17 protein-coding genes are annotated in these 17,735 nt (G+C 57.8%); 1 reads left to right on the forward strand and 16 read right to left on the reverse strand.

Annotated features, from left to right (window positions below; genetic code table 11):
* Positions 1-220: 220 nt before the first annotated feature.
* From NE562_RS16070 to rplS, 15 genes are all read right to left on the reverse strand, one after another.
* A complete protein-coding gene (locus NE562_RS16070; protein ID WP_280963431.1) occupies positions 221-538 on the reverse strand; it encodes an SCP2 sterol-binding domain-containing protein in 318 nt (105 codons plus the stop codon).
* A 116-nt stretch (positions 539-654) separates the two neighbouring features.
* Entirely contained in the window at positions 655-1,047 is a 393-nt protein-coding gene (locus NE562_RS16075; RefSeq protein ID WP_280963432.1) for a hypothetical protein, read from the reverse strand.
* The gene (gene yihA, locus NE562_RS16080) at positions 1,044-1,646 is read right to left on the reverse strand and encodes a ribosome biogenesis GTP-binding protein YihA/YsxC (RefSeq protein ID WP_280963433.1); all 603 of its coding nucleotides are present in this window, start codon (positions 1,644-1,646) and stop codon (positions 1,044-1,046) included. Before yihA ends, NE562_RS16075 begins: the two co-directional genes overlap by 4 nt.
* A gap of 21 nt (positions 1,647-1,667) precedes the next feature.
* Positions 1,668-4,082: an endopeptidase La gene (gene lon, locus NE562_RS16085; RefSeq protein ID WP_280963434.1), complete on the reverse strand. Its 2,415-nt coding sequence runs from the start codon at positions 4,080-4,082 to the stop codon at positions 1,668-1,670.
* Positions 4,083-4,285: 203 nt separating this feature from the next.
* Positions 4,286-5,602, reverse strand: a complete 1,317-nt coding sequence (gene clpX / locus NE562_RS16090; RefSeq protein ID WP_280963435.1) for an ATP-dependent Clp protease ATP-binding subunit ClpX — start codon at positions 5,600-5,602, stop codon at positions 4,286-4,288.
* A gap of 37 nt (positions 5,603-5,639) precedes the next feature.
* A complete protein-coding gene (gene clpP / locus NE562_RS16095; protein WP_280963436.1) occupies positions 5,640-6,221 on the reverse strand; it encodes an ATP-dependent Clp endopeptidase proteolytic subunit ClpP in 582 nt (193 codons plus the stop codon).
* Between the two features lie 43 nt (positions 6,222-6,264).
* Positions 6,265-7,596 (reverse strand): trigger factor, encoded by a 1,332-nt coding sequence (gene tig / locus NE562_RS16100; protein ID WP_280963437.1) that lies wholly within the window; start codon positions 7,594-7,596, stop codon positions 6,265-6,267.
* Between the two features lie 81 nt (positions 7,597-7,677).
* Entirely contained in the window at positions 7,678-8,379 is a 702-nt protein-coding gene (locus NE562_RS16105) for a metallophosphoesterase (RefSeq protein ID WP_280963438.1), read from the reverse strand.
* A 5-nt stretch (positions 8,380-8,384) separates the two neighbouring features.
* On the reverse strand, positions 8,385-9,878 hold the full coding sequence (gene thrC / locus NE562_RS16110; protein ID WP_280963439.1) for a threonine synthase: 1,494 nt from the start codon (positions 9,876-9,878) through the stop codon (positions 8,385-8,387).
* 25 nt (positions 9,879-9,903) lie between these two features.
* The gene (locus NE562_RS16115; RefSeq protein ID WP_280963440.1) at positions 9,904-10,872 is read right to left on the reverse strand and encodes a dipeptidase; all 969 of its coding nucleotides are present in this window, start codon (positions 10,870-10,872) and stop codon (positions 9,904-9,906) included.
* Between the two features lies 1 nt (position 10,873).
* On the reverse strand, positions 10,874-11,221 hold the full coding sequence (locus NE562_RS16120) for a YraN family protein (protein ID WP_280963441.1): 348 nt from the start codon (positions 11,219-11,221) through the stop codon (positions 10,874-10,876).
* The gene (locus NE562_RS16125; RefSeq protein WP_280963442.1) at positions 11,218-11,835 is read right to left on the reverse strand and encodes a ribonuclease HII; all 618 of its coding nucleotides are present in this window, start codon (positions 11,833-11,835) and stop codon (positions 11,218-11,220) included. The genes NE562_RS16120 and NE562_RS16125 overlap by 4 nt, the downstream gene beginning before the upstream one ends.
* On the reverse strand, positions 11,832-12,695 hold the full coding sequence (ylqF, locus tag NE562_RS16130) for a ribosome biogenesis GTPase YlqF (RefSeq protein ID WP_280963443.1): 864 nt from the start codon (positions 12,693-12,695) through the stop codon (positions 11,832-11,834). Before ylqF ends, NE562_RS16125 begins: the two co-directional genes overlap by 4 nt.
* 2 nt (positions 12,696-12,697) lie before the next feature.
* Positions 12,698-13,282: a signal peptidase I gene (gene lepB, locus NE562_RS16135; RefSeq protein ID WP_280963444.1), complete on the reverse strand. Its 585-nt coding sequence runs from the start codon at positions 13,280-13,282 to the stop codon at positions 12,698-12,700.
* 135 nt (positions 13,283-13,417) lie between these two features.
* Complete coding sequence (gene rplS, locus NE562_RS16140) at positions 13,418-13,759, reverse strand: 50S ribosomal protein L19 (protein ID WP_280963445.1); 342 nt, start codon at positions 13,757-13,759, stop codon at positions 13,418-13,420.
* A 215-nt stretch (positions 13,760-13,974) separates the two neighbouring features.
* On the opposite strand from rplS, the gene NE562_RS16145 reads away from it, so the two are divergent.
* Positions 13,975-15,282 carry an alpha-amylase family glycosyl hydrolase gene (locus NE562_RS16145; protein ID WP_280963446.1) on the forward strand — a complete coding sequence of 436 codons (1,308 nt, stop codon included), beginning with the start codon at positions 13,975-13,977 and terminating at the stop codon, positions 15,280-15,282.
* Between the two features lie 304 nt (positions 15,283-15,586).
* On the opposite strand, the gene NE562_RS16150 is transcribed toward NE562_RS16145, so the two are convergent.
* Positions 15,587-17,671 carry an S-layer homology domain-containing protein gene (locus NE562_RS16150; RefSeq protein WP_280963447.1) on the reverse strand — a complete coding sequence of 695 codons (2,085 nt, stop codon included), beginning with the start codon at positions 17,669-17,671 and terminating at the stop codon, positions 15,587-15,589.
* Between the last annotated feature and the right edge of the window lie 64 nt (positions 17,672-17,735).

The following is a 17,735-nucleotide window of genomic DNA, read 5'->3' on the forward strand; positions in this document are numbered from 1 at the left end:
GCTCTCTCAGAAGCAGCTTATTTAGTATATCGCACACCCCTCCTTTTGTCAACACCTTTTTTAGCGAAAAAAGAAGAAATTTGCGGCCTCCCCAATCTTCGGGGTGGTTTTTATATTTTACTGCAATTTCACGCGGATTGTCAAGGATATTTTCACACAAAAATCCCGTCCGCTTTCTGTGGAAGCAGACGGGATTCTTGTACTTTTTGATCTGAAAGACTTACTGCTTGAGCAATTCGGCCAAGACCATAACCTTGTCCACATTACCCTCGACCTTGATCTTTCCTTCCGCCATGGCAACCTGAGGAACCAGTTTGCCGGTGAAAACCTTTTCGATGTTAGTCATGGTGCCGCATACGCTGGCATCGCGATCGATGTACTCATAAGGCATTACAGAAAGCACGCCGTTGAGGATTTCCACATAGAAAACGCCCCCAACCTTACCGGTCAGGTTGAACTGTACCGCAACCTTCCCCTGCGTACCGCTGATATCGGCCTTGCTGAGCCTGTTGTAAATCTTTCCGATCAGCTGATCCATTGTCATTGGCTTCGCCCCCTTATACACTATAGGTTAACTATATTATAAGACTTTTTCAAAAAATTGCAACAGTATTTTCCCACTTTATCAGACAACATTTCTAAAAAGTAACATTTTTAGCTTTTACGGATAAATTGCGTGCGGCATTGGGGACAAGTAATGTTTATTTTGCCACGTCCACGCGGCACGCGCAGGCGCTTGCCACACTGCGGGCACTTATAATACCGGTGCGTTTTACGGTCGGCAAAGCGGGCGGAGGCATCGCGCAGCCGCTGGCGAATCGGATTCCAAAAGCCCATAAAGCGTTGGTTCTCCATATAGCGCGCGTTAATATTGCGCGAAAACATGCGGAAATAGCAAAGGAAAAGCAAGGCCACCGCCAGCCAGCCCATAACGGCCCAGCCGGTCGCCCAGCGCAGAGCGATCAGCAAAAGACACAGCAGGAGCAAGGCGTTATTCAACGGATCCCCGCCGTAGCGACCCATCATCATGCGGCGCAAAAAATTCATGATTTATACGCATCCTTTCCCATATGCGCGATCAGCATGTCTAAAACGGTCTCTCTGCCATCGCCTTTTTCTGCGGAAAACGGAATGACGGGGACCGCTTCCGGCAGCAGCAGTGTCTGCCGGATCACATCAAGACAGCCCTGTAATTGGCTTTTCTTGATCTTATCCAGCTTATTGGCGATCACGAGCCAAGGCATGCCCGAAGCGCGGAACCAGTTCGCCATCGTCGCGTCGTCCTTCGTTGGCGCATGGCGGATGTCGACGATCTGCACCCCGCAGGAGAGCAGGCCGGAATCAAAATAGATCTGCATCAGCTCGCCCCAGCGGTTCTGTTCCGCCTTGGATACCTTGGCGAAGCCATAGCCGGGCAGATCGACAAAATAAGTCTGTTTGTCGATCAGAAAGAAGTTGATGTGTACCGTTTTGCCCGGCTGCGCGCCGACGCGCGCAAAGTTTTTGCGCCGCAGCAAACGATTGAGCACAGAGGACTTGCCGACGTTGGATTTGCCCGCAAAGACAAATTGCGGCAAACCATCCCTCGGAAAATCCTTTTCACTCACAGCGGATCGAATAAATTCTGCTTGTTGCAGATTGAGCATGTAGCTGCCCTTCCCTTCTGTTTACTGTACCACGGTCGGCACTGACGGATCCGTGCAGGGCACGGCCCGCCGGGTCGTTTTTTTCTTTTTCTTGGGGCGGCGCGAAAAATCGATTGCGGTCTCCATCACCGTATCCATATGAGCGGCAGGCACAAACTGCAGCTTCTCGCGCACGACCGGTTCGATATCCTGCAAATCAGACTCGTTCTCCTTGGGTATCACAACGGTCTTGATGCCGGCGCGGAACGCCGCCATGGTTTTCTCCCGCAGGCCGCCGATCGGCAGCACGCGGCCGCGCAGCGTCACCTCGCCCGTCATGGCGACGTCGTGCCGCACCGGGGCTTCGGTCAAGGCGGAGATGAGCGCGGTGGTGATCGTCACACCGGCGGAGGGGCCGTCCTTCGGGATAGCGGCCTCCGGGAAGTGGATATGCAGGTCGTTGACTTTATAGAACATCGGATCAATCGCCAGCGCTTCTGAACGGGAGCGCACGAAGGTAACGGCAGCCTTGGCGCTTTCCTGCATGACGGTGCCCAAATTGCCGGTCACCTCGATCTTGCCCGTTCCGGGCACGACGGCAACTTCGACCTCCAGCATCTCGCCGCCCACGCTGGTCCACGCAAGGCCGTTGACGATACCGACCTCATCATTATGCGAGATCAAGTCTTCCTTATACGGGGCCACGCCCAGCAGGTCCTCCAGCTTGTCCTCTGTCACGGTAAGGCCCGTTTCGCCGTCCGCGATCTTCTTGGCCGCTTTGCGGCACACACGCGCGATCAACTGCTCCAAGCGGCGCACGCCCGCCTCACGGGTATAGCCCGCGATGATGGCGCGCAGCATCTCCTCAGGCAGCGTAAGCTGTTCTTCCTTTATGCCGTGCTTTTTCATCTGCTTGCCGATCAGGTGGCGCGTAGCGATCTGCACCTTTTCCTCTTCGGTATAGGAAGAAAGCTCGATCACCTCCATGCGGTCGAGCAGCGGACGCGGAACGCCGCCAAGGTCGTTCGCGGTCGTCAGGAACAATACATCGGACAGGTCGAACGGCAGTTCGATATAATGGTCGCGGAACGCGACGTTCTGCTCAGTGTCCAGCACCTCGAGCATGGCGGAAGCCGGGTCGCCCCTAAAATCGTTGCCCATCTTATCGATCTCATCGAGCAGGATCAACGGGTTGGACGTGCCCGCGCGGCGCAGCGCGTCCATGATACGGCCGGGCATCGCGCCGATGTAGGTCTTGCGGTGGCCGCGGATGTCCGCCTCGTCGCGCACACCGCCCAGCGACATGCGCGCATAGCTTCTGCCCATTGCCTCCGCGATCGATCGCGCGATCGAGGTCTTGCCCACGCCGGGCGGGCCGACCAGACACAGCACCTGCCCCTTTAGCTCGGGCGACAGCGCCTTGACCGCCAAGAATTCCAAAATACGCTCCTTAACCTTGGTCAGACCAAAGTGATCGCGGTTCAAAACCGCTTCGGCTTCCGTTAGGTCGATGCGTTCCTCGCTCTTATTATCCCAGGGCAGCTCAAGCACCGTATCCAAATATGTACGCACCACGCCCTGTTCGGCCTGTGAGCCGCTGAGCTTGGCCAGCCGGTCGGTTTCCTTAAGGAGCTTCTCCTCGGATTCCGCGGGCAGGTGGAGCTTCTGGATGCGCTCGCGGTAGCTGTCGGCTTCGGCCGCGATGTCCTGCTCGCCCAGCTCGCCCTGAATGACCTTGATCTGTTCGCGCAGATAATATTCGCGCTGATTTTTATCGATCTGCGTTTTCAGCTCGTCCTGAATTTCGTTTTCAATTTTGAGGATTTCCGTCTCTTCGCCCAGCAGCCGGATGATCATGGTCAGGCGGCGCGTCACGTTGAGTTCCTCCAATATCTCCTGCTTGACCTCGACGTCGACCGCGAGATTCTGGGCGATAAAGTCCGCCAGAAAGCCGGCGTCGCCGCCAGCCGCCACCGACATTTCCACATCGGCGGAAACGCGCGCGGCATACTGCGCGTATTCGGAAAAGCGTTCCTGCGCGGTGCGGATCAGCGCCTGTGAGCGGCGCTCGGCAGCGCCCAGCGCATAATCGATCAGCTCCGAAACCTCGGCGAACAGGCAGTCCTCCTCGTCCTCCGGATGGTTGAACTGATACGCGGCGGCGCGCGCCTTGCCCTCGACAAGCACGCGGATATTGTCGCCCGGCAGGCGCAGGATCTGCTTGATCACGCAGATCGTGCCGATCTGGTACAGATCGCCCGGCCCGGGCGCATCGGTCTTCAGTTCGCGCTGCGCGGTAAGGAAGATCATCTGCTCATTCTTCATTGCCGCTTCCAGCGCGCGAATCGACATTGTCCGCCCCACATCGAAGTGGATCAGCATCCGCGGAAACGCGACCAAGCCGCGCAGCGGCAGCACAGGCAGCAGGCGCAGGGTAGTTTCTTCGGTTTGTAACATGTATTTTTCTCTCCTGTATACGGGGGATGTGCGTCGCACGGCGCTATTTTTCGCTTCTGTGCGGCGTTAATAGGGTTAGTATAGTCTATTTTTCGCGTTTTGGCAAGCGGTAATGCCTGCTCAGAATAGCAAAACGCAGGCGGAAACACACGTCCCGCCCACGTTTTCCATCGTCCACCGGTCAGAGACCGGCGGACGCCGTTTTATGCGCTTTTGTTATTTTTGCCCGGTTTTGCCGCAGGCCGCGCGCGCCCTTCCCCCTCGGGCAGACGCAGCCGCTCGCCGTGTTCCAGCACCGGTTCGCTCTCGCCCGTGACCGTACCGCGCGTGATCGTCACCTTGGTGATGGTCTCGTCGGACGGGATGCGGAACATGATATCGGTCATCATCGTTTCCAGCACGCCGCGCAGCCCTCGCGCGCCCGTTTTGCGCTTGAGCGCGATCTGCGCCACCTCGGTCAGCGCTTCCGGCTCGAAGACGAGCTCGGCGCCGTCCATCTTGAGCAGCGCCTGATACTGCTTGACCAGTGCGTTTTTCGGTTCCTGCAAAATGCGGACCAACGCCGATTCATCGAGCGTTGAAAGCGCCACGAGCATCGGCATACGCCCGATCAGTTCAGGAATCAGACCGTACTTCATCAAATCGTGCGGCTCAATACGGGCCAGCAGCTCATCGTTGTTGTCCGCCTCGTTGCTGTGCACCTCCGCGCCAAAGCCAAGGCCCTGCTTGCCCACGCGCTTTTGGATGATGCCCTCGACGCCGTCAAACGCACCGCCGCAGATAAACAGGATATTGGTCGTATCGATCTGGATAAAATCCTGATGCGGGTGCTTGCGGCCGCCCTGCGGCGGCACGTTGGCCGTTGTGCCTTCCAGCATTTTCAGCAGCGCCTGCTGCACGCCCTCACCCGAAACGTCGCGGGTAATGGACGGATTTTCGCTCTTGCGGGCGATCTTGTCGATTTCATCAACATAGATGATGCCATGCTCGGCCAGCTCGATGTCAAAATCCGCCGCCTGAATCAGTCGCAGCAGGATATTCTCAACATCCTCACCGACATAGCCGGCTTCGGTCAGGGTGGTGGCGTCCGCGATGGCGAACGGCACCTTAAGCGTTTTGGCCAGCGTCTGCGCGAGCAGCGTTTTACCCGAACCGGAAGGGCCGAGCATCAGGATGTTCGACTTTTGCAGTTCGATATCGCTCTCGCCGCTGTAGATACGCTTGTAGTGGTTATACACGGCCACCGACAGAGCGACCTTGGCGCGTTCCTGCCCGATGACATATTCATCGAGCGTGGCCTTAAGCTCCTGCGGGGTTGGCAGCTTTTCGGGTTCGAGCACCGCCTCGTCCTCGCGCAGCGAAGGCGCAAAATCCAGCTCATCGTCCAAAATGCTGGTGCATACGCCAATACATTCGTCGCAGATATACACGCCCGGCCCCGCGATAAGCTTGCGGACGCGGTTCTGCGGCTTGCCGCAGAACGAACACTTCAGCGTCTTATCATCATCAAAATTTGGCATCTTGCACCCCTAAAATACTGTGACATTTCGATCGCTTTTATCTCTTATCGAAGATACGGTCGATCAGGCCGTATTCCAGCGCTTCCTCCGCGGACATGAAATTGTCGCGCTCGGTATCGCGCGCGATGATCTCAAGCGGTTTGCCGGTGTTTTCGGCAAGGATGCGGTTGAGCTTGTCGCGCGTCTTGAGAATCCAATCGGTATGGATCTTCATATCGGAGGCTTGACCCTGCGCGCCGCCCGAAGGCTGGTGGATCATGATCTCCGCGTTGGGCAGCGCGAAGCGCTTGCCCTTGGCGCCCGCCGCCAGCAGGAACGCGCCCATCGAAGCCGCCAGACCGACGCAAATGGTCGATACATCGGGCTTGATGTAGTTCATTGTGTCAAAGATCGCCATGCCCGCGGTAACAGAGCCGCCGGGGCTGTTGATATAGAACGAAATGTCCTTATCAGGGTCCTGCCCCTCCAGATAGAGGAGCTGCGCGACGACGAGCGAGGCCGTCACATCGTTGACCTCTTCGCCGAGCATAACGATCCGATCGTTGAGCAGACGCGAATAAATATCGTAGGAACGCTCGCCGCGCCCGGTCTGCTCAATGACCATTGGTACCAAACTCACGAAAAAAGACTCCTTTCCTTATTGAAAAGAAACTGCTTTGTAATTACTCTTCGCCCTCGGCGGCGTCGTCCGCCTTTTTCTTGGCAGCGGCCTTCTTCTTGACCTTGGCGTTGGTGGTCAGGAATTCAAGCGCGCGGTCGATCTTCATGTCGGCCGTGAGAGCGTCGGCATTGACAGCGGCGCGGACCTTTTCGGCCTCCATGCCATACTGCTCTGCCATTTTAGCATACTGCTCATCAAGATCGGTGTCGGAAACGGTCAGGTTCTCCAATTCGGCAACCTTTTTCAGCGCAAGGCGCACCTTGACCTGACGCTCGGCCTGATCGCGGAACATCGAGCGGAAGGTGGTCATGTCCATATTGTTCATGGCCAGATAGCGGTCGAGCTGCATGCCCTGCATCTGCAGGCGGTAGCCAAAGTCCTGAATGATCGTGTTGATCTGGTTTTCATACATGGCTTCCGGAATATCAGCCTTCATGTTTTCCAGTACGGCGTCCAGCACTTTTTCTTCAAAGTCGCGGTCGGCGGCCTGCTGGCGCTCGTTCTTCAGGCGCTCGGTGATCTCTTTCTTCAGGTCGTCAAGAGTCTCGCTGGTTTCGGATACGTCCTTGGCGAACTCATCGTCGATCTCGGGCAGAATGGTCTCCTGCACCTTGTGCACCTTGCACTTAAACACGGCTTCCTTGCCGGCCAGCTCGCTGGCATGGTACTCCTCGGGGAAGGAAACGACAACGTCCTTTTCCTCGCCGGCCTTCACGCCGATCAGCTGATCCTCAAAGCCCGGGATAAAGGAACCGGAGCCAAGCGTCAGCTCGTAGTTTTCAGCCTTGCCGCCGTCGAACGGCGTGCCGTCCACAAAGCCTTCAAAATCGATTTCGACCGTGTCGTTCTTCTTGGCCTTGCGGTCAACGGTCTCGGTGCGGCCGCCGCGCTCGGCCATACGGGTCAGCTCCGCCTTCACGTCGGCCGCGGGAACCTTTACGGTCTCCTTCTCGGCTTCGACGCCCTTGTATTCGCCCAGCTCTACTTCGGGCTCGACCGGCACCTTGGCCACGATCGTCAGGCCGCCTTCTTCCTCGGCGTCGCCCAGATCGACGTCCGCGCGGCCCACAGGCTCGATGCCGGCTTCCTTGACCGCCATGTCCATCGCGTCCGGATATACGATATTAAAAGCATCCTCAAAGAAAACGCCTTCGCCATAAAGCTTTTCGATCATCTTGCGGGGGGCCTTGCCCTTGCGGAAGCCGGGTACCGTAATGTTCTTGCCGGACTTCTTGAACGCCTTATCCTTTGCGGCGTCAAACTCCTGAGCCGAAACAGCGATGGTCAGCTCCACCATGCTGTGTTCCAGCTTTTCTGTCTTTTTCAGTTCCATGTTGCCAAACTCCTTACTATCAATACTTCGATTGTATCCAATCTATTTTATCAGATATACTTTCGGATTTCCACACTTTTTTTATTTTTTAAGCAAAACCGGTGTAAAATCCACATGATCTCCCGAAACCAGCCGCCATTCGATGCCGTCGTACACCCCTTCCACCGCGTACCGCAGGCTTTCCGAGTGCAGGTGACCGTAAAAACAGCGCCGCACGCCGTACTTTTGCAGCATGGAAACGATCGCTTCGCAGCGAAACGAGGCGTAAAGCGGCGGGTAATGGAGAAAACAGACGATCTCCTCCGGCGCGGCCGCGGCCCCTTGTCTGAGCGAGGCTTCCAGCCGCATCAGCTCCCGCCGGAATATTTTTTCGTTGTGCGGATCGGCAAAGTCCTGCTCAAAGGGCCAGCCGCGCGTGCCGCACAGCGCGGTGTTTTCGTAAAAGAAGCAGTTGTTATGCAGAAAATCGATGCTTTGCATGCCGTGCTCCTCAAGGAACCGGTGCATCTTGGCCGCCGTTTCCCACCAAAGATCGTGGTTGCCCTTTAAAATGAGCTTACGCCCGGGCAGGCTTTCGAGCAGTTCAAAATCCGTGCGCGCTTCGCTCAGGCTAATGCCCCACGAGATATCGCCGCCCAGAACGACCGTGTCCTCCGGCGCGATCAGCGCGCGCCAATTTTTGACGATCTTTTCCGTGTAGCCCTGCCACCTGCCGCCAAATATATCCATCGGCTTGGGCACGGCGGTGGAGAGATGCAGATCGGCCAGCGTAAAAAGCGCCATCCGTCTTACCGCGCCTTCAGCAGCTCGATTGTCTGAAAGATCGCTTCCTTGTCCACCACGCGGTCAAAGCGCAGCGTCTTGCCCGCGAGCGCGGCAAGCGGCGCGGGAGCCTTTTCGCCCGTCAGCTGTTCCAGAACGCCGAGCTGCGTCACATCGTCCCGCTCGAGCGAACCGCCCAGCGCTTCGATCACCGAACGGCAGAACTTAAACGGCGACGCGGTGGAAGCAATGACGACCGGCGTCTCGTCGCCGGTGCGCGCGCGGTAGTCCTCGTACACCCGCACGGCGACCGCCGTGTGCGTATCGGCCAGATAGTGCTCCTTTTCCCACAGTGCGCGGATGGTCTCGGCGGTCTCGGCATCGTCGCAGCAGCCCGCGTCGAAATCCGCGGCGATACCGGAAAACATTTCCGCCGTCAGCGCGTAGCGGCCCTCGGTCCCCAGCTTGTCCATCAGTTCGGCGACCAGCTTGTCGTTCTGTCCCGAGGCGAGGAACAGCAGGCGTTCCAGATTGGACGAGATCAGGATATCCATCGACGGCGAAGCGGTGGTGTAAAACGCGCGGTTCTTATCATAGCTGCCGCCCTTTTTGAAAAAGTCGGTCAGCACATTGTTGCGGTTGGAGGCGCAGATGAACTTGTTCACCGGCAGGCCCATCTGCTTTGCGATGTACGCCGCGAGGATATTGCCGAAGTTGCCCGTGGGCACGCAGATATTGATCTGATCGCCATGCGCGATCTTACCTTCGGCGAGCAGATCGCAATACGCCGAAATATAGTAGGCGATCTGCGGGGCCAGCCGCCCCCAGTTGATCGAATTGGCGGAGGACAGCATCATACCGTCGCGGTCCAGCGCCTCGCGCGTCGCCGCATCGGTAAAGATTTGCTTGACGGCGGACTGGGCGTCGTCGAAGTTGCCGCGAATGGCGACCACCTCAACGTTTTCCCCTGTCTGCGTATTCATTTGCAGCTTTTGCATCGGGGACACGCCGTTTTCCGGATAGTATACCATGATCTTGGTGCCCGGCACATCGGCGAAGCCGTCGAGCGCGGCCTTGCCCGTATCGCCCGAGGTCGCGACGAGGATGCACGCGGTGCGCTTTTCGCCGATCTTGCGGAGCGACGCGGTCAGCAAATGCGGCAGGATTTGCAGCGCCATGTCCTTGAACGCGCAGGTGGGGCCGTGCCACAGCTCCAACAGATGCTTGCCGTCTGCGAGCGATACGACGGGCGCGGTATTCGAGCCGCCGAATTTTTCATCCGCATACGCCTTCGCGGCAAAGTCCGTAAGCTCTTCCGCCGAAAAATCGGTCAGGAAGCGGCCGAGTATCATGGCCGCGCGGCCTTTGTAGTCCATTTTCGCCAGCGCGTGCCAATCCTCCGCGGAAAGCGACGGGAATTCGGTTGGGCAATACAGGCCGCCGTCCGGCGCGATGCCGTTCGCGATCGCGTAGGCCGACGAGACCGCACGGCTCTTGTCTCTCGTGCTTACATATTCCATTTACGTTAAACCTCCGAATTTTTAATTACAGCATTTTTTCTATAAACGCGAACGCATTGTCGTAAAACAGCCCGTTCACGGTGCTTTCCTTATACCCCTTACGCAGCATCAGTTCGCCCAGCTTATACAGGTCGCCCAGACCTCCCACCCCGGCGGGCAGCTCGTCGCACCCGTCCAGATCGCAGCCAAGCGCCAAATGGCCCTCGCCGTAAAGGCCGAGAAAATGCTCGATATGGTCGAGCGCGTCCTCCAAGACCGAATCGCTCTGACGCACTAAAAACGGCGTGTACAGGTTGACGCCCACCAGACCACCCCCCGAAACGATCGCGGCAAACTGCCGGTCGGTCAGGTTGCGCGGATGGCGGCAAAGCGCGCGCGAATCGCTGTGCGTGGCCACAAAGGGCTTCGCCGCCGTTTCACATACGTCCCAAAAGCCCTGTTCGGACAGGTGGGACACATCGACGATAATCCCCTTTTGTTCGCAATCCCGCACCAGCTTGCGCCCTTCCTCCGTCAGCCCCTCGGCTTGATCGACCGACGCCGGGCAGCCGAATTTGCTGCGGTAATTCCATGTCAGCGTCAGCAGGCGCACGCCCGCGTCATAGGCCAAATCCAGTCCGTCCGGCGTGTCGGGCAGCAGTTCTGCGCCCTCGACTGAAAGGAACGCCGCCGCCTTGCCATCGGCCGCCGCGCGCGCCAAATCCTCCGATGTGCGGCAAAACGTCAGCCAATCGGCGTTTTTTTCAAATTCGCCCATCGCGGTTTTTACCATGCGGGCAAAGCGCTCGTTTGGCGGCGTATCCAAAAGCGATGCCCGACCGGCCGCCAGCTCGGCGCTCGGCGCGCGCGCGCCGCAGAACAGCGCAAAAAACTGTGCGTAATGCGTATACCGCCGCGCGCCGGCTAAATTCACGTGCAGGTCGTTTTCCCGCAGGGCCTTGCCGGTCTCGCAGCATTCATAGATCGTGTCGCAGTGCAGGTCAAAAAGCTTCATACTATCCCCCAAAGGCGTCTATGAGGTGGCAGATATCCCGCGGGGCCGCGTCTTCCTCCCCGTATACCTCGATCACATCGAAGCGCGGCTGCCCCGCGCCGGGGTTTCGCTGCAGCCACTGTTCGGCCGTGACGCAAATGCGCTGCCGCTTGGCAGCCGTCACATGCTCGCGCGGCAGCGCAAAGCGGCTGTCCCTTCGCGTTTTCACCTCGGCGAATACAATATATGGGCCGTCGCGCGCAATAATGTCGATCTCACCCAGCCGGGTGCGAAAATTCGTTTCCACGATACGGTAGCCCTTGCGCTTCAAATACGCCTGCGCCTGCCGCTCGCCCCATGCGCCCTTCATCGCGGCGCCTCCGGGTGCTGCTCGTAGAACTTGCGCAAAAAGGTGCGCCGATGGATCGGGCACGGGCCGTATCGCAGCAGCGCTTCGTAATGCGCCCGGCTGCCGTAGCCCTTGTGCTTTGCAAAGCCGTACTGGGGATAGGTTTCGTCATACTGACGCAGCAGCCGGTCCCTCGTCACCTTGGCAATGATCGACGCCGCCGCGATTGAGGGCGAGAGACCGTCTCCGCCCACGATACAGCGGTGCGGTACCGCCAGCCCTTCCGAGCGGTTGCCGTCCACCAGCGCAAAATCCGCCGGAACGGAAAGCCCCTCCACCGCCTGCCGCATCACGCGGTAAGTCGCCTGTAAAATATTGATCTCATCGATCACCTGCTCATCCACCAGCGCCGCCGACCATGCGACCGCGTTCTCGCAAATGACGGAGTAGAGCGCTTCGCGCTTTTTTTCCGTCAGCTTCTTGCTGTCGTTCAGGCCATCGATCACAAGGCCCGGCGGCAAAATGACCGCCGCCGCGCACACCGGTCCCGCGAGCGGCCCGCGCCCGGCCTCGTCGACGCCGCAGACCGCCCGGTAACCATCCGCCGCAGCCTGTTCTTCATATTCCCAGATCATGCGTATTCCTCCGGTGTTTCCAGCGTGATACGGCCCAACACGCCGCCGCGGAACTCATCGAGTAGAATGCGCGCCATACGCTCGGTATCGATTTCGCCGCCGCGCAGCAAAAAGCCGCGTTTCTTACCGGCCTGCTGCAATAGATCATAGCCGGGAAAATCGCTGTCCTCCGGCGCTGCCACGCCATACCGCGCGGCGATCGTCTCCGGGGCGCGCGCCGCGAGCAGCTCCATCAGCTTGCAGCCAAGCGTTTCCACATCCAATATATCGTCCTTGATCGCGCCGGTGACCGCCAGCAGCAGGCCAACGCGTTCGTCGTCGAATTTGGGCCAGAGTATGCCCGGCGTATCCAGCAAATCGATGCCGCTTTCCACACGGAACCACTGGCTGCCGCGCGTCACGCCCGGCTTGTCCGCCGCCTTGGCCGACTTGCGGCCCAGAATACGGTTGATGAACGTGGATTTGCCGACATTCGGAATGCCGACCACCATCACGCGCACCGACTTGCCGATTTGTCCCTTTTCGTTCCACTGCGCGATCTTATCCGCGAGCAGCGCGCGCACCGCGGACGCGAACGCCTGCGTGCCTTGTCCCAAGCGACTGTCCGTCTCTATGACCGCCCAGCCCTTTTCACGGAACCAGCGAGCCCACGACGCCGTTGCGGCGGGATCGGCCAGATCGATCCGGTTTAAAATGATCAGGCGCGGCTTGCCCGCGGCGATCTCTTCCATGTCCGGGTTGCGGGACACCTGCGGGATGCGGGCGTCCACCACCTCGCACACCGCGTCCACCTGCTTGATATACTCCGCCATTTGCCGGCGGGTCTTGGTCATGTGACCGGGATACCACTGAATATTCATACTTACTCCACCGAGCCAAACTGGCTGAACGGGAACAGCACCGAAAGCACATGGCCGAGCACATAGCGCTCATCCACCATGCCCAGATCGCTCCGTCGGCTGTCGGACGAGTGGTTGCGGTTATCGCCCATCACGAAAATACAGCCCTCCGGCACGGTCTGCGGGTAGGTCATATCGCCCAAGTGCTCGAACGTGTTGATCTTCTCCGCGATATAAGGTTCGTCCAGCACGGTTCCATTGACGATCACATTGCCGGTGTCGGCGCTGATTTCAATCGTATCGCCGCCGGTCGCGATGACGCGCTTCACGATCGGCTGGCCGTGATAAAAATTCGGCTTGTTCAAAACCACGATATCGCCTTTTTCGGGCGTATAATTCAGGTTGCTCACCAACATGATGTTGTGATCCTGCAGCGTCGGCACCATTGAGGAACCGTCCACGCCGATCAATCGGGCAAAAAAGGTAAAAACGATCACAAAAAAGATCAAAACGGTCAGCAGAGACTCGCCCCAGCCGAACAACTCGCTTTTGAAGCGGCCTTCCTGCTTTTCGTGCTTGCCCGCGCCGTTTTCCTGTATTTCCTGCATAATCAGTCCTCCAAACAATACATACTTTGTTATTATAGCTTTTAAATGCTGCAAACGCAAGCCTTCACGCGGCATTTCCGCCCGATAAACAAACAAAAACGGGAAGCAGAAAGCTCCCCGTTTTGTTTGATCCTATTAAACCTTTTCCGCAACCTTGGCAGCCTTGCCGACTCTGCCGCGCAGATAGTACAGCTTGGCGCGGCGAACCTTACCACGGCGCACGATCTCGAACTTCGCAACGTTCGGGGAATGCACCGGGAACGTCTTCTCAACGCCTACGCCGTAAGAAATGCGGCGAACCGTAATCGTCTGGTTGACGCCGGAGTGCTTTCTGGCAATAATGATACCCTCGAACACCTGAATGCGCTCGCGGTTACCTTCCTTGATCTTTGCGTGCACCTTAACGGTGTCGCCGATCTTCAGATCGGGCAGATCGCTTTTCAGCTGCTGCTCGGACAGTACCTTGACTAAATCCATTTTCAAGTCATCCTTTCGTCTTAGACATTCTTACCCCGTTTCACCGCGAAACAGACAGAGGAATGCCCGTGTTACCGATATATTCTACCATATCGCCCAGCCGCACGCAAGTGTTTTTTTCGTTAAATTATATTCTTTCGGCATTTTACTTGTAATTCCAAATATCCATAGTATACTTAAACTATCCCCAAATTGTAAAGGAGGATAATCAATTTATGTGGGCATACGAAAGCGTGTTCTATCAGATCTATCCGATCGGTTTCTGCGGCGCGCCGCGTGAAAACGACGGTGTCGCCGTTCCACGCATCGCCAAGGTGGGCGACTGGGCGGCGCATATCGAAAAGCTCGGCTGCGACGCCGTGTACTTCTCCCCCCTGTTTGAATCCGACTCGCACGGCTACGACACCCGTGATTACCGCAAGCTGGACTGCCGCCTTGGCACGAATGCGGATTTTGCAAAGGTGTGCGATACCCTGCACGAGCATAACGTCCGCGTCGTGCTGGACGGCGTGTTCAACCATGTCGGCCGCGGCTTCTGGGCCTTCCGCGACGTGCAGGAGAAAAAGTGGGACTCCCCCTACAAGGACTGGTTCCATATTTCGTTCGACGGCAACTCGAATTACAACGACGGCTTTTGGTACGAGGGTTGGGAGGGCCACTATGAGCTGGTGCGCCTGAACCTGCAAAACCCTGAAGTCGTGGCGCATCTGTTCGATTGCATCCGCCTGTGGGTGGACGAGTTCGATATCGACGGCCTGCGGCTCGATGTCGCCTATTGTTTGGACAAGGATTTTATTCGGCAGCTGCGCGCGTTTTGCGACGGTTTGAAGCCCGGCTTCTTCCTTGTCGGCGAGCTGCTCCACGGCGATTACAATCAATTTGTCGGGAACGAGATGCTGCACTCCTGCACCAATTACGAATGCTACAAGGGCCTGTATTCCTCGCTCAACTCCATGAACCTGTTTGAAATCACGCATTCGCTGCTGCGTCAGTTCGGCCCGGAAAACTGGACGCTTTACCGCGGCAAGCATCTGCTGTCCTTTGTCGATAACCACGATGTGACGCGCGCAGCCTCTATCCTGTCCGACCCCAAGCACCTGCCGCTGCTCTACGGCATGCTGTTTGGCATGCCGGGCATTCCCTGTGTATACTACGGCAGCGAATGGGGCGTTACGGGCGAAAAATCGCATGGCGACGACGCGCTGCGTCCCTCCTTCGATGCGCCTGAATGGAACGACCTGACCGACCGGATCGCCGCCATGGCGGGGGCGCACCGCGCGAGCAAGGCCCTCTGCTACGGCGATTTCAAGCAGCTTGTACTCACCAATAAACAGTGTATCTGGGAGCGGGTATGCGAGGAGGAACGCGTTCTCGTCGCCCTCAACATCGATTCCGAACCCTTCACCGCGCACTTCAACGCAAACGCCGGCCGCGGCGTCGACCTGATCACCGGCGAGATGCACGATTTCGGCGGCGGCAGCGAACTGCCCCCCTACTCCGTCGCGTTCTGGAAGACCGAGTAAAAACAAGGCCGCTCCGCTGATATGCGGGGCGGCTTTCAGGCTGTAGACAAAGGTCTCTCGCCGCAGCACGCATAGAATGGAAAATGGAGCGAAGCGACGTAAAATCCGTTTTTTCGGGGGCGTGTACCTCGAAAAAACACCTCGACCCGCGCCACCGGGCGCGTAACCCGGGGGTATCGAGACCGGTTTCTTCGGAACTGGTCGAGTATCTAGGGGGCATTGGATGCCCCCTAGACAGCGTGTCGACTTTATCGACACGCTGAAGGCCGCCCCGCTGATATGCGGGGCGGCCTTTATAATAGTATTAAATGTAGTCGACAACCAGAACCACCACTGAATTATCGTTCATCGTAATGGTGAACTCCACAAGGCCCTTGCTCTGGCGGAAGGCTTCCAGCGTTGTCTTTTTAAAGGTCATCTTCGTCTTATCGACCGTATAATCGGTATTCTGCACGAGCGTTTGCACGGCGTTGTTCCGGATCGCGGTCACGCTGCGCACATTGAGCCGATCGAGATCGAGCGGCACGCTCACCTCCACCGGGTCAAAGGTGTCGTATTCGGCCACCTGCGCCGTCAAGCCGGAGGGCGTCGAATCGGATACCGTCAGCTGCGCCTGCTCCTCGGTGCCGGTTTTCAGGTTGACCGTGATCGTATACAGGCCCTCGGGCAGCTGCGCCAACAGACCGCGCCGCAGGATAATGCTGCGCGTCGCGCTGTCAAACTCGTAATCCAGATTGGTCAGCCCCAGCACGACCGAACGGATATCACTCGCGGCGTTGATTGAAGACAGACGAAGCGACAAATCCTTAAAGCCGGCGGATTTATAGTACCGGTCGAACGAAAGCTCCGATGCGCCGGCCAGACTGTTGGAATTGGTCACCGCGACGGCAATCGAATACTTATGTCCATCCGACGAGGTGATCAGCAGCGTGTGGTTGCCGCGCGCCAGCGTGGCAAGGTACGAAGTCTGCACGCGGATGCCGTTCGCGGTTTCCGTATAGGCGACCGACGGCGAAAGGATCAGCCCGTCGCAAGTGACGGTTTGCACCTTGGCGCCTGTCGGCAGCGAAATATCGACCGCCGCGCCCAGCGGCGAAAGATCGTTTAAATCAACCGAGATCGAGGTAGGCGTCACGCTCGCGGCGGAAGAAGTGTTCACCGTTTCGCCGCCGATGTTCGCGGTCACGCCGCTTGCGAGCGTATAGCCGGAAACCGCGATATCCTTTGCAATGGTCACGCCGTTTACATTGATCTCCGCCTGATAGATCGAGCCGTAGCCCGTGATGGATGCCGCCTTATCCGCCGTCAGGTGATAAATCGAGGTGCCCGCGGTCGTGTTGACGGAAGCTTCGCCCGCAAGGTGCAGGTTGCTTACCGCCGCGTCCAGCGTCAGCGACACGCGGCTGCCGCCGTCCACCGCTACGTTGGCAAAGCCTTCATAGCCGGTCGTCGTCAGCCCGCGCTCGTAAAGGGTCGCGTTGGAGTCGATCTCGGTCTCACGGATATGGCTAGCGCCCGTTGCAGTTACTTGCAGCAGGCGCCCCATCGGAGACGAAACGATCATGTGATCGCTCGTCGTATTTACCATTGTAACCGTACCACCGGACACGATGACAGAACCCTCAACCTTCACATTTGTGAGGGTCACAGCGTCGGCCCCGAGGCCTTCGGTGATGTACAGATCGCCAGTGATCGTCGCGTCGGACAGCGTGCAGTTTTCCGAAATCGTCACATTGGCGGTATCGCTCTTCAGATCGGCTCCCGTGTAGGCCTTGCCGGCCGTGGACAGCGAGGTGCCGAGGTAGAAATACAGTATTTTAGCCACTTCGCCGCGGGACACGACCTGATCCGGCTTAAAGGAACCGTCCGTATAGCCCGCCAAAAAGCCCTTATCGGTCGCGGCCTTGATATAGCCCGCGCTCCATTTCGATATCTTGTCCTTATCGGTAAAGGAAAGCGACTCCGGATCGATATCGCCGGGGTCCGCCTTGAACAGACGGCCGATCAGCGTCGCGGCCTGTTCACGCGTAACCGGGCCTTCGGGCTCCATCTTGTTGTCGCCCACGCCGTTGATGTAGCCGTACTTGGCCGCGATGCGCACGGTATCGTAGTACCACGCGTTGCTCTTTACGTCGTCGTAATTGATGGCCGCGGTCTCGGTAAAATGAAACGCGCGGTTAATATAGCGCATAAATTCAGCGCGCGTCATATCCCGGTCGGGCTCAAAGTCGCCGGTCGTCGCGCTTGGCTTATACACGCCCTCTTCATTTAAATATTCAATATAGGTTTTCGCCCAGTGCTTGTCGATATCGCTCGCGGCAAAGGCCGCGGGAGCCAGACCGACCATCAGTGATGCGGATAGCATAAAGGCTATCAATCTTTTTTTCATGGATGCAACCACCCCTCAAAGTTCCTGACTTTAGTATAGCATAGTTTGCGAAACGTGACAATCC

The sequence above is a fragment of the Butyricicoccus faecihominis genome, assembly GCF_024462775.1.
Taxonomy (GTDB): domain Bacteria; phylum Bacillota; class Clostridia; order Oscillospirales; family Butyricicoccaceae; genus Agathobaculum; species Agathobaculum faecihominis_A.

What these genes read in the sequence shown, in the direction of transcription:
- NE562_RS16145 (WP_280963446.1), top strand. Translation starts at nt 13,975, where the DNA reads ATGTGGGCATACGAAAGCGTGTTCTATCAGATCTATCCGATCGGTTTC.
- thrC (WP_280963439.1), bottom strand. Translation starts at nt 9,878, where the DNA reads ATGGAATATGTAAGCACGAGAGACAAGAGCCGTGCGGTCTCGTCGGCC.
- NE562_RS16070 (WP_280963431.1), bottom strand. Translation starts at nt 538, where the DNA reads ATGGATCAGCTGATCGGAAAGATTTACAACAGGCTCAGCAAGGCCGAT.
- NE562_RS16105 (WP_280963438.1), bottom strand. Translation starts at nt 8,379, where the DNA reads ATGGCGCTTTTTACGCTGGCCGATCTGCATCTCTCCACCGCCGTGCCC.
- NE562_RS16150 (WP_280963447.1), bottom strand. Translation starts at nt 17,671, where the DNA reads ATGAAAAAAAGATTGATAGCCTTTATGCTATCCGCATCACTGATGGTC.
- ylqF (WP_280963443.1), bottom strand. Translation starts at nt 12,695, where the DNA reads ATGAATATTCAGTGGTATCCCGGTCACATGACCAAGACCCGCCGGCAA.
- lon (WP_280963434.1), bottom strand. Translation starts at nt 4,082, where the DNA reads ATGTTACAAACCGAAGAAACTACCCTGCGCCTGCTGCCTGTGCTGCCG.
- tig (WP_280963437.1), bottom strand. Translation starts at nt 7,596, where the DNA reads ATGGAACTGAAAAAGACAGAAAAGCTGGAACACAGCATGGTGGAGCTG.
- rplS (WP_280963445.1), bottom strand. Translation starts at nt 13,759, where the DNA reads ATGGATTTAGTCAAGGTACTGTCCGAGCAGCAGCTGAAAAGCGATCTG.
- lepB (WP_280963444.1), bottom strand. Translation starts at nt 13,282, where the DNA reads ATGCAGGAAATACAGGAAAACGGCGCGGGCAAGCACGAAAAGCAGGAA.
- NE562_RS16115 (WP_280963440.1), bottom strand. Translation starts at nt 10,872, where the DNA reads ATGAAGCTTTTTGACCTGCACTGCGACACGATCTATGAATGCTGCGAG.
- NE562_RS16125 (WP_280963442.1), bottom strand. Translation starts at nt 11,835, where the DNA reads ATGATCTGGGAATATGAAGAACAGGCTGCGGCGGATGGTTACCGGGCG.
- yihA (WP_280963433.1), bottom strand. Translation starts at nt 1,646, where the DNA reads ATGCTCAATCTGCAACAAGCAGAATTTATTCGATCCGCTGTGAGTGAA.
- clpX (WP_280963435.1), bottom strand. Translation starts at nt 5,602, where the DNA reads ATGCCAAATTTTGATGATGATAAGACGCTGAAGTGTTCGTTCTGCGGC.
- NE562_RS16120 (WP_280963441.1), bottom strand. Translation starts at nt 11,221, where the DNA reads ATGAAGGGCGCATGGGGCGAGCGGCAGGCGCAGGCGTATTTGAAGCGC.
- NE562_RS16075 (WP_280963432.1), bottom strand. Translation starts at nt 1,047, where the DNA reads ATGAATTTTTTGCGCCGCATGATGATGGGTCGCTACGGCGGGGATCCG.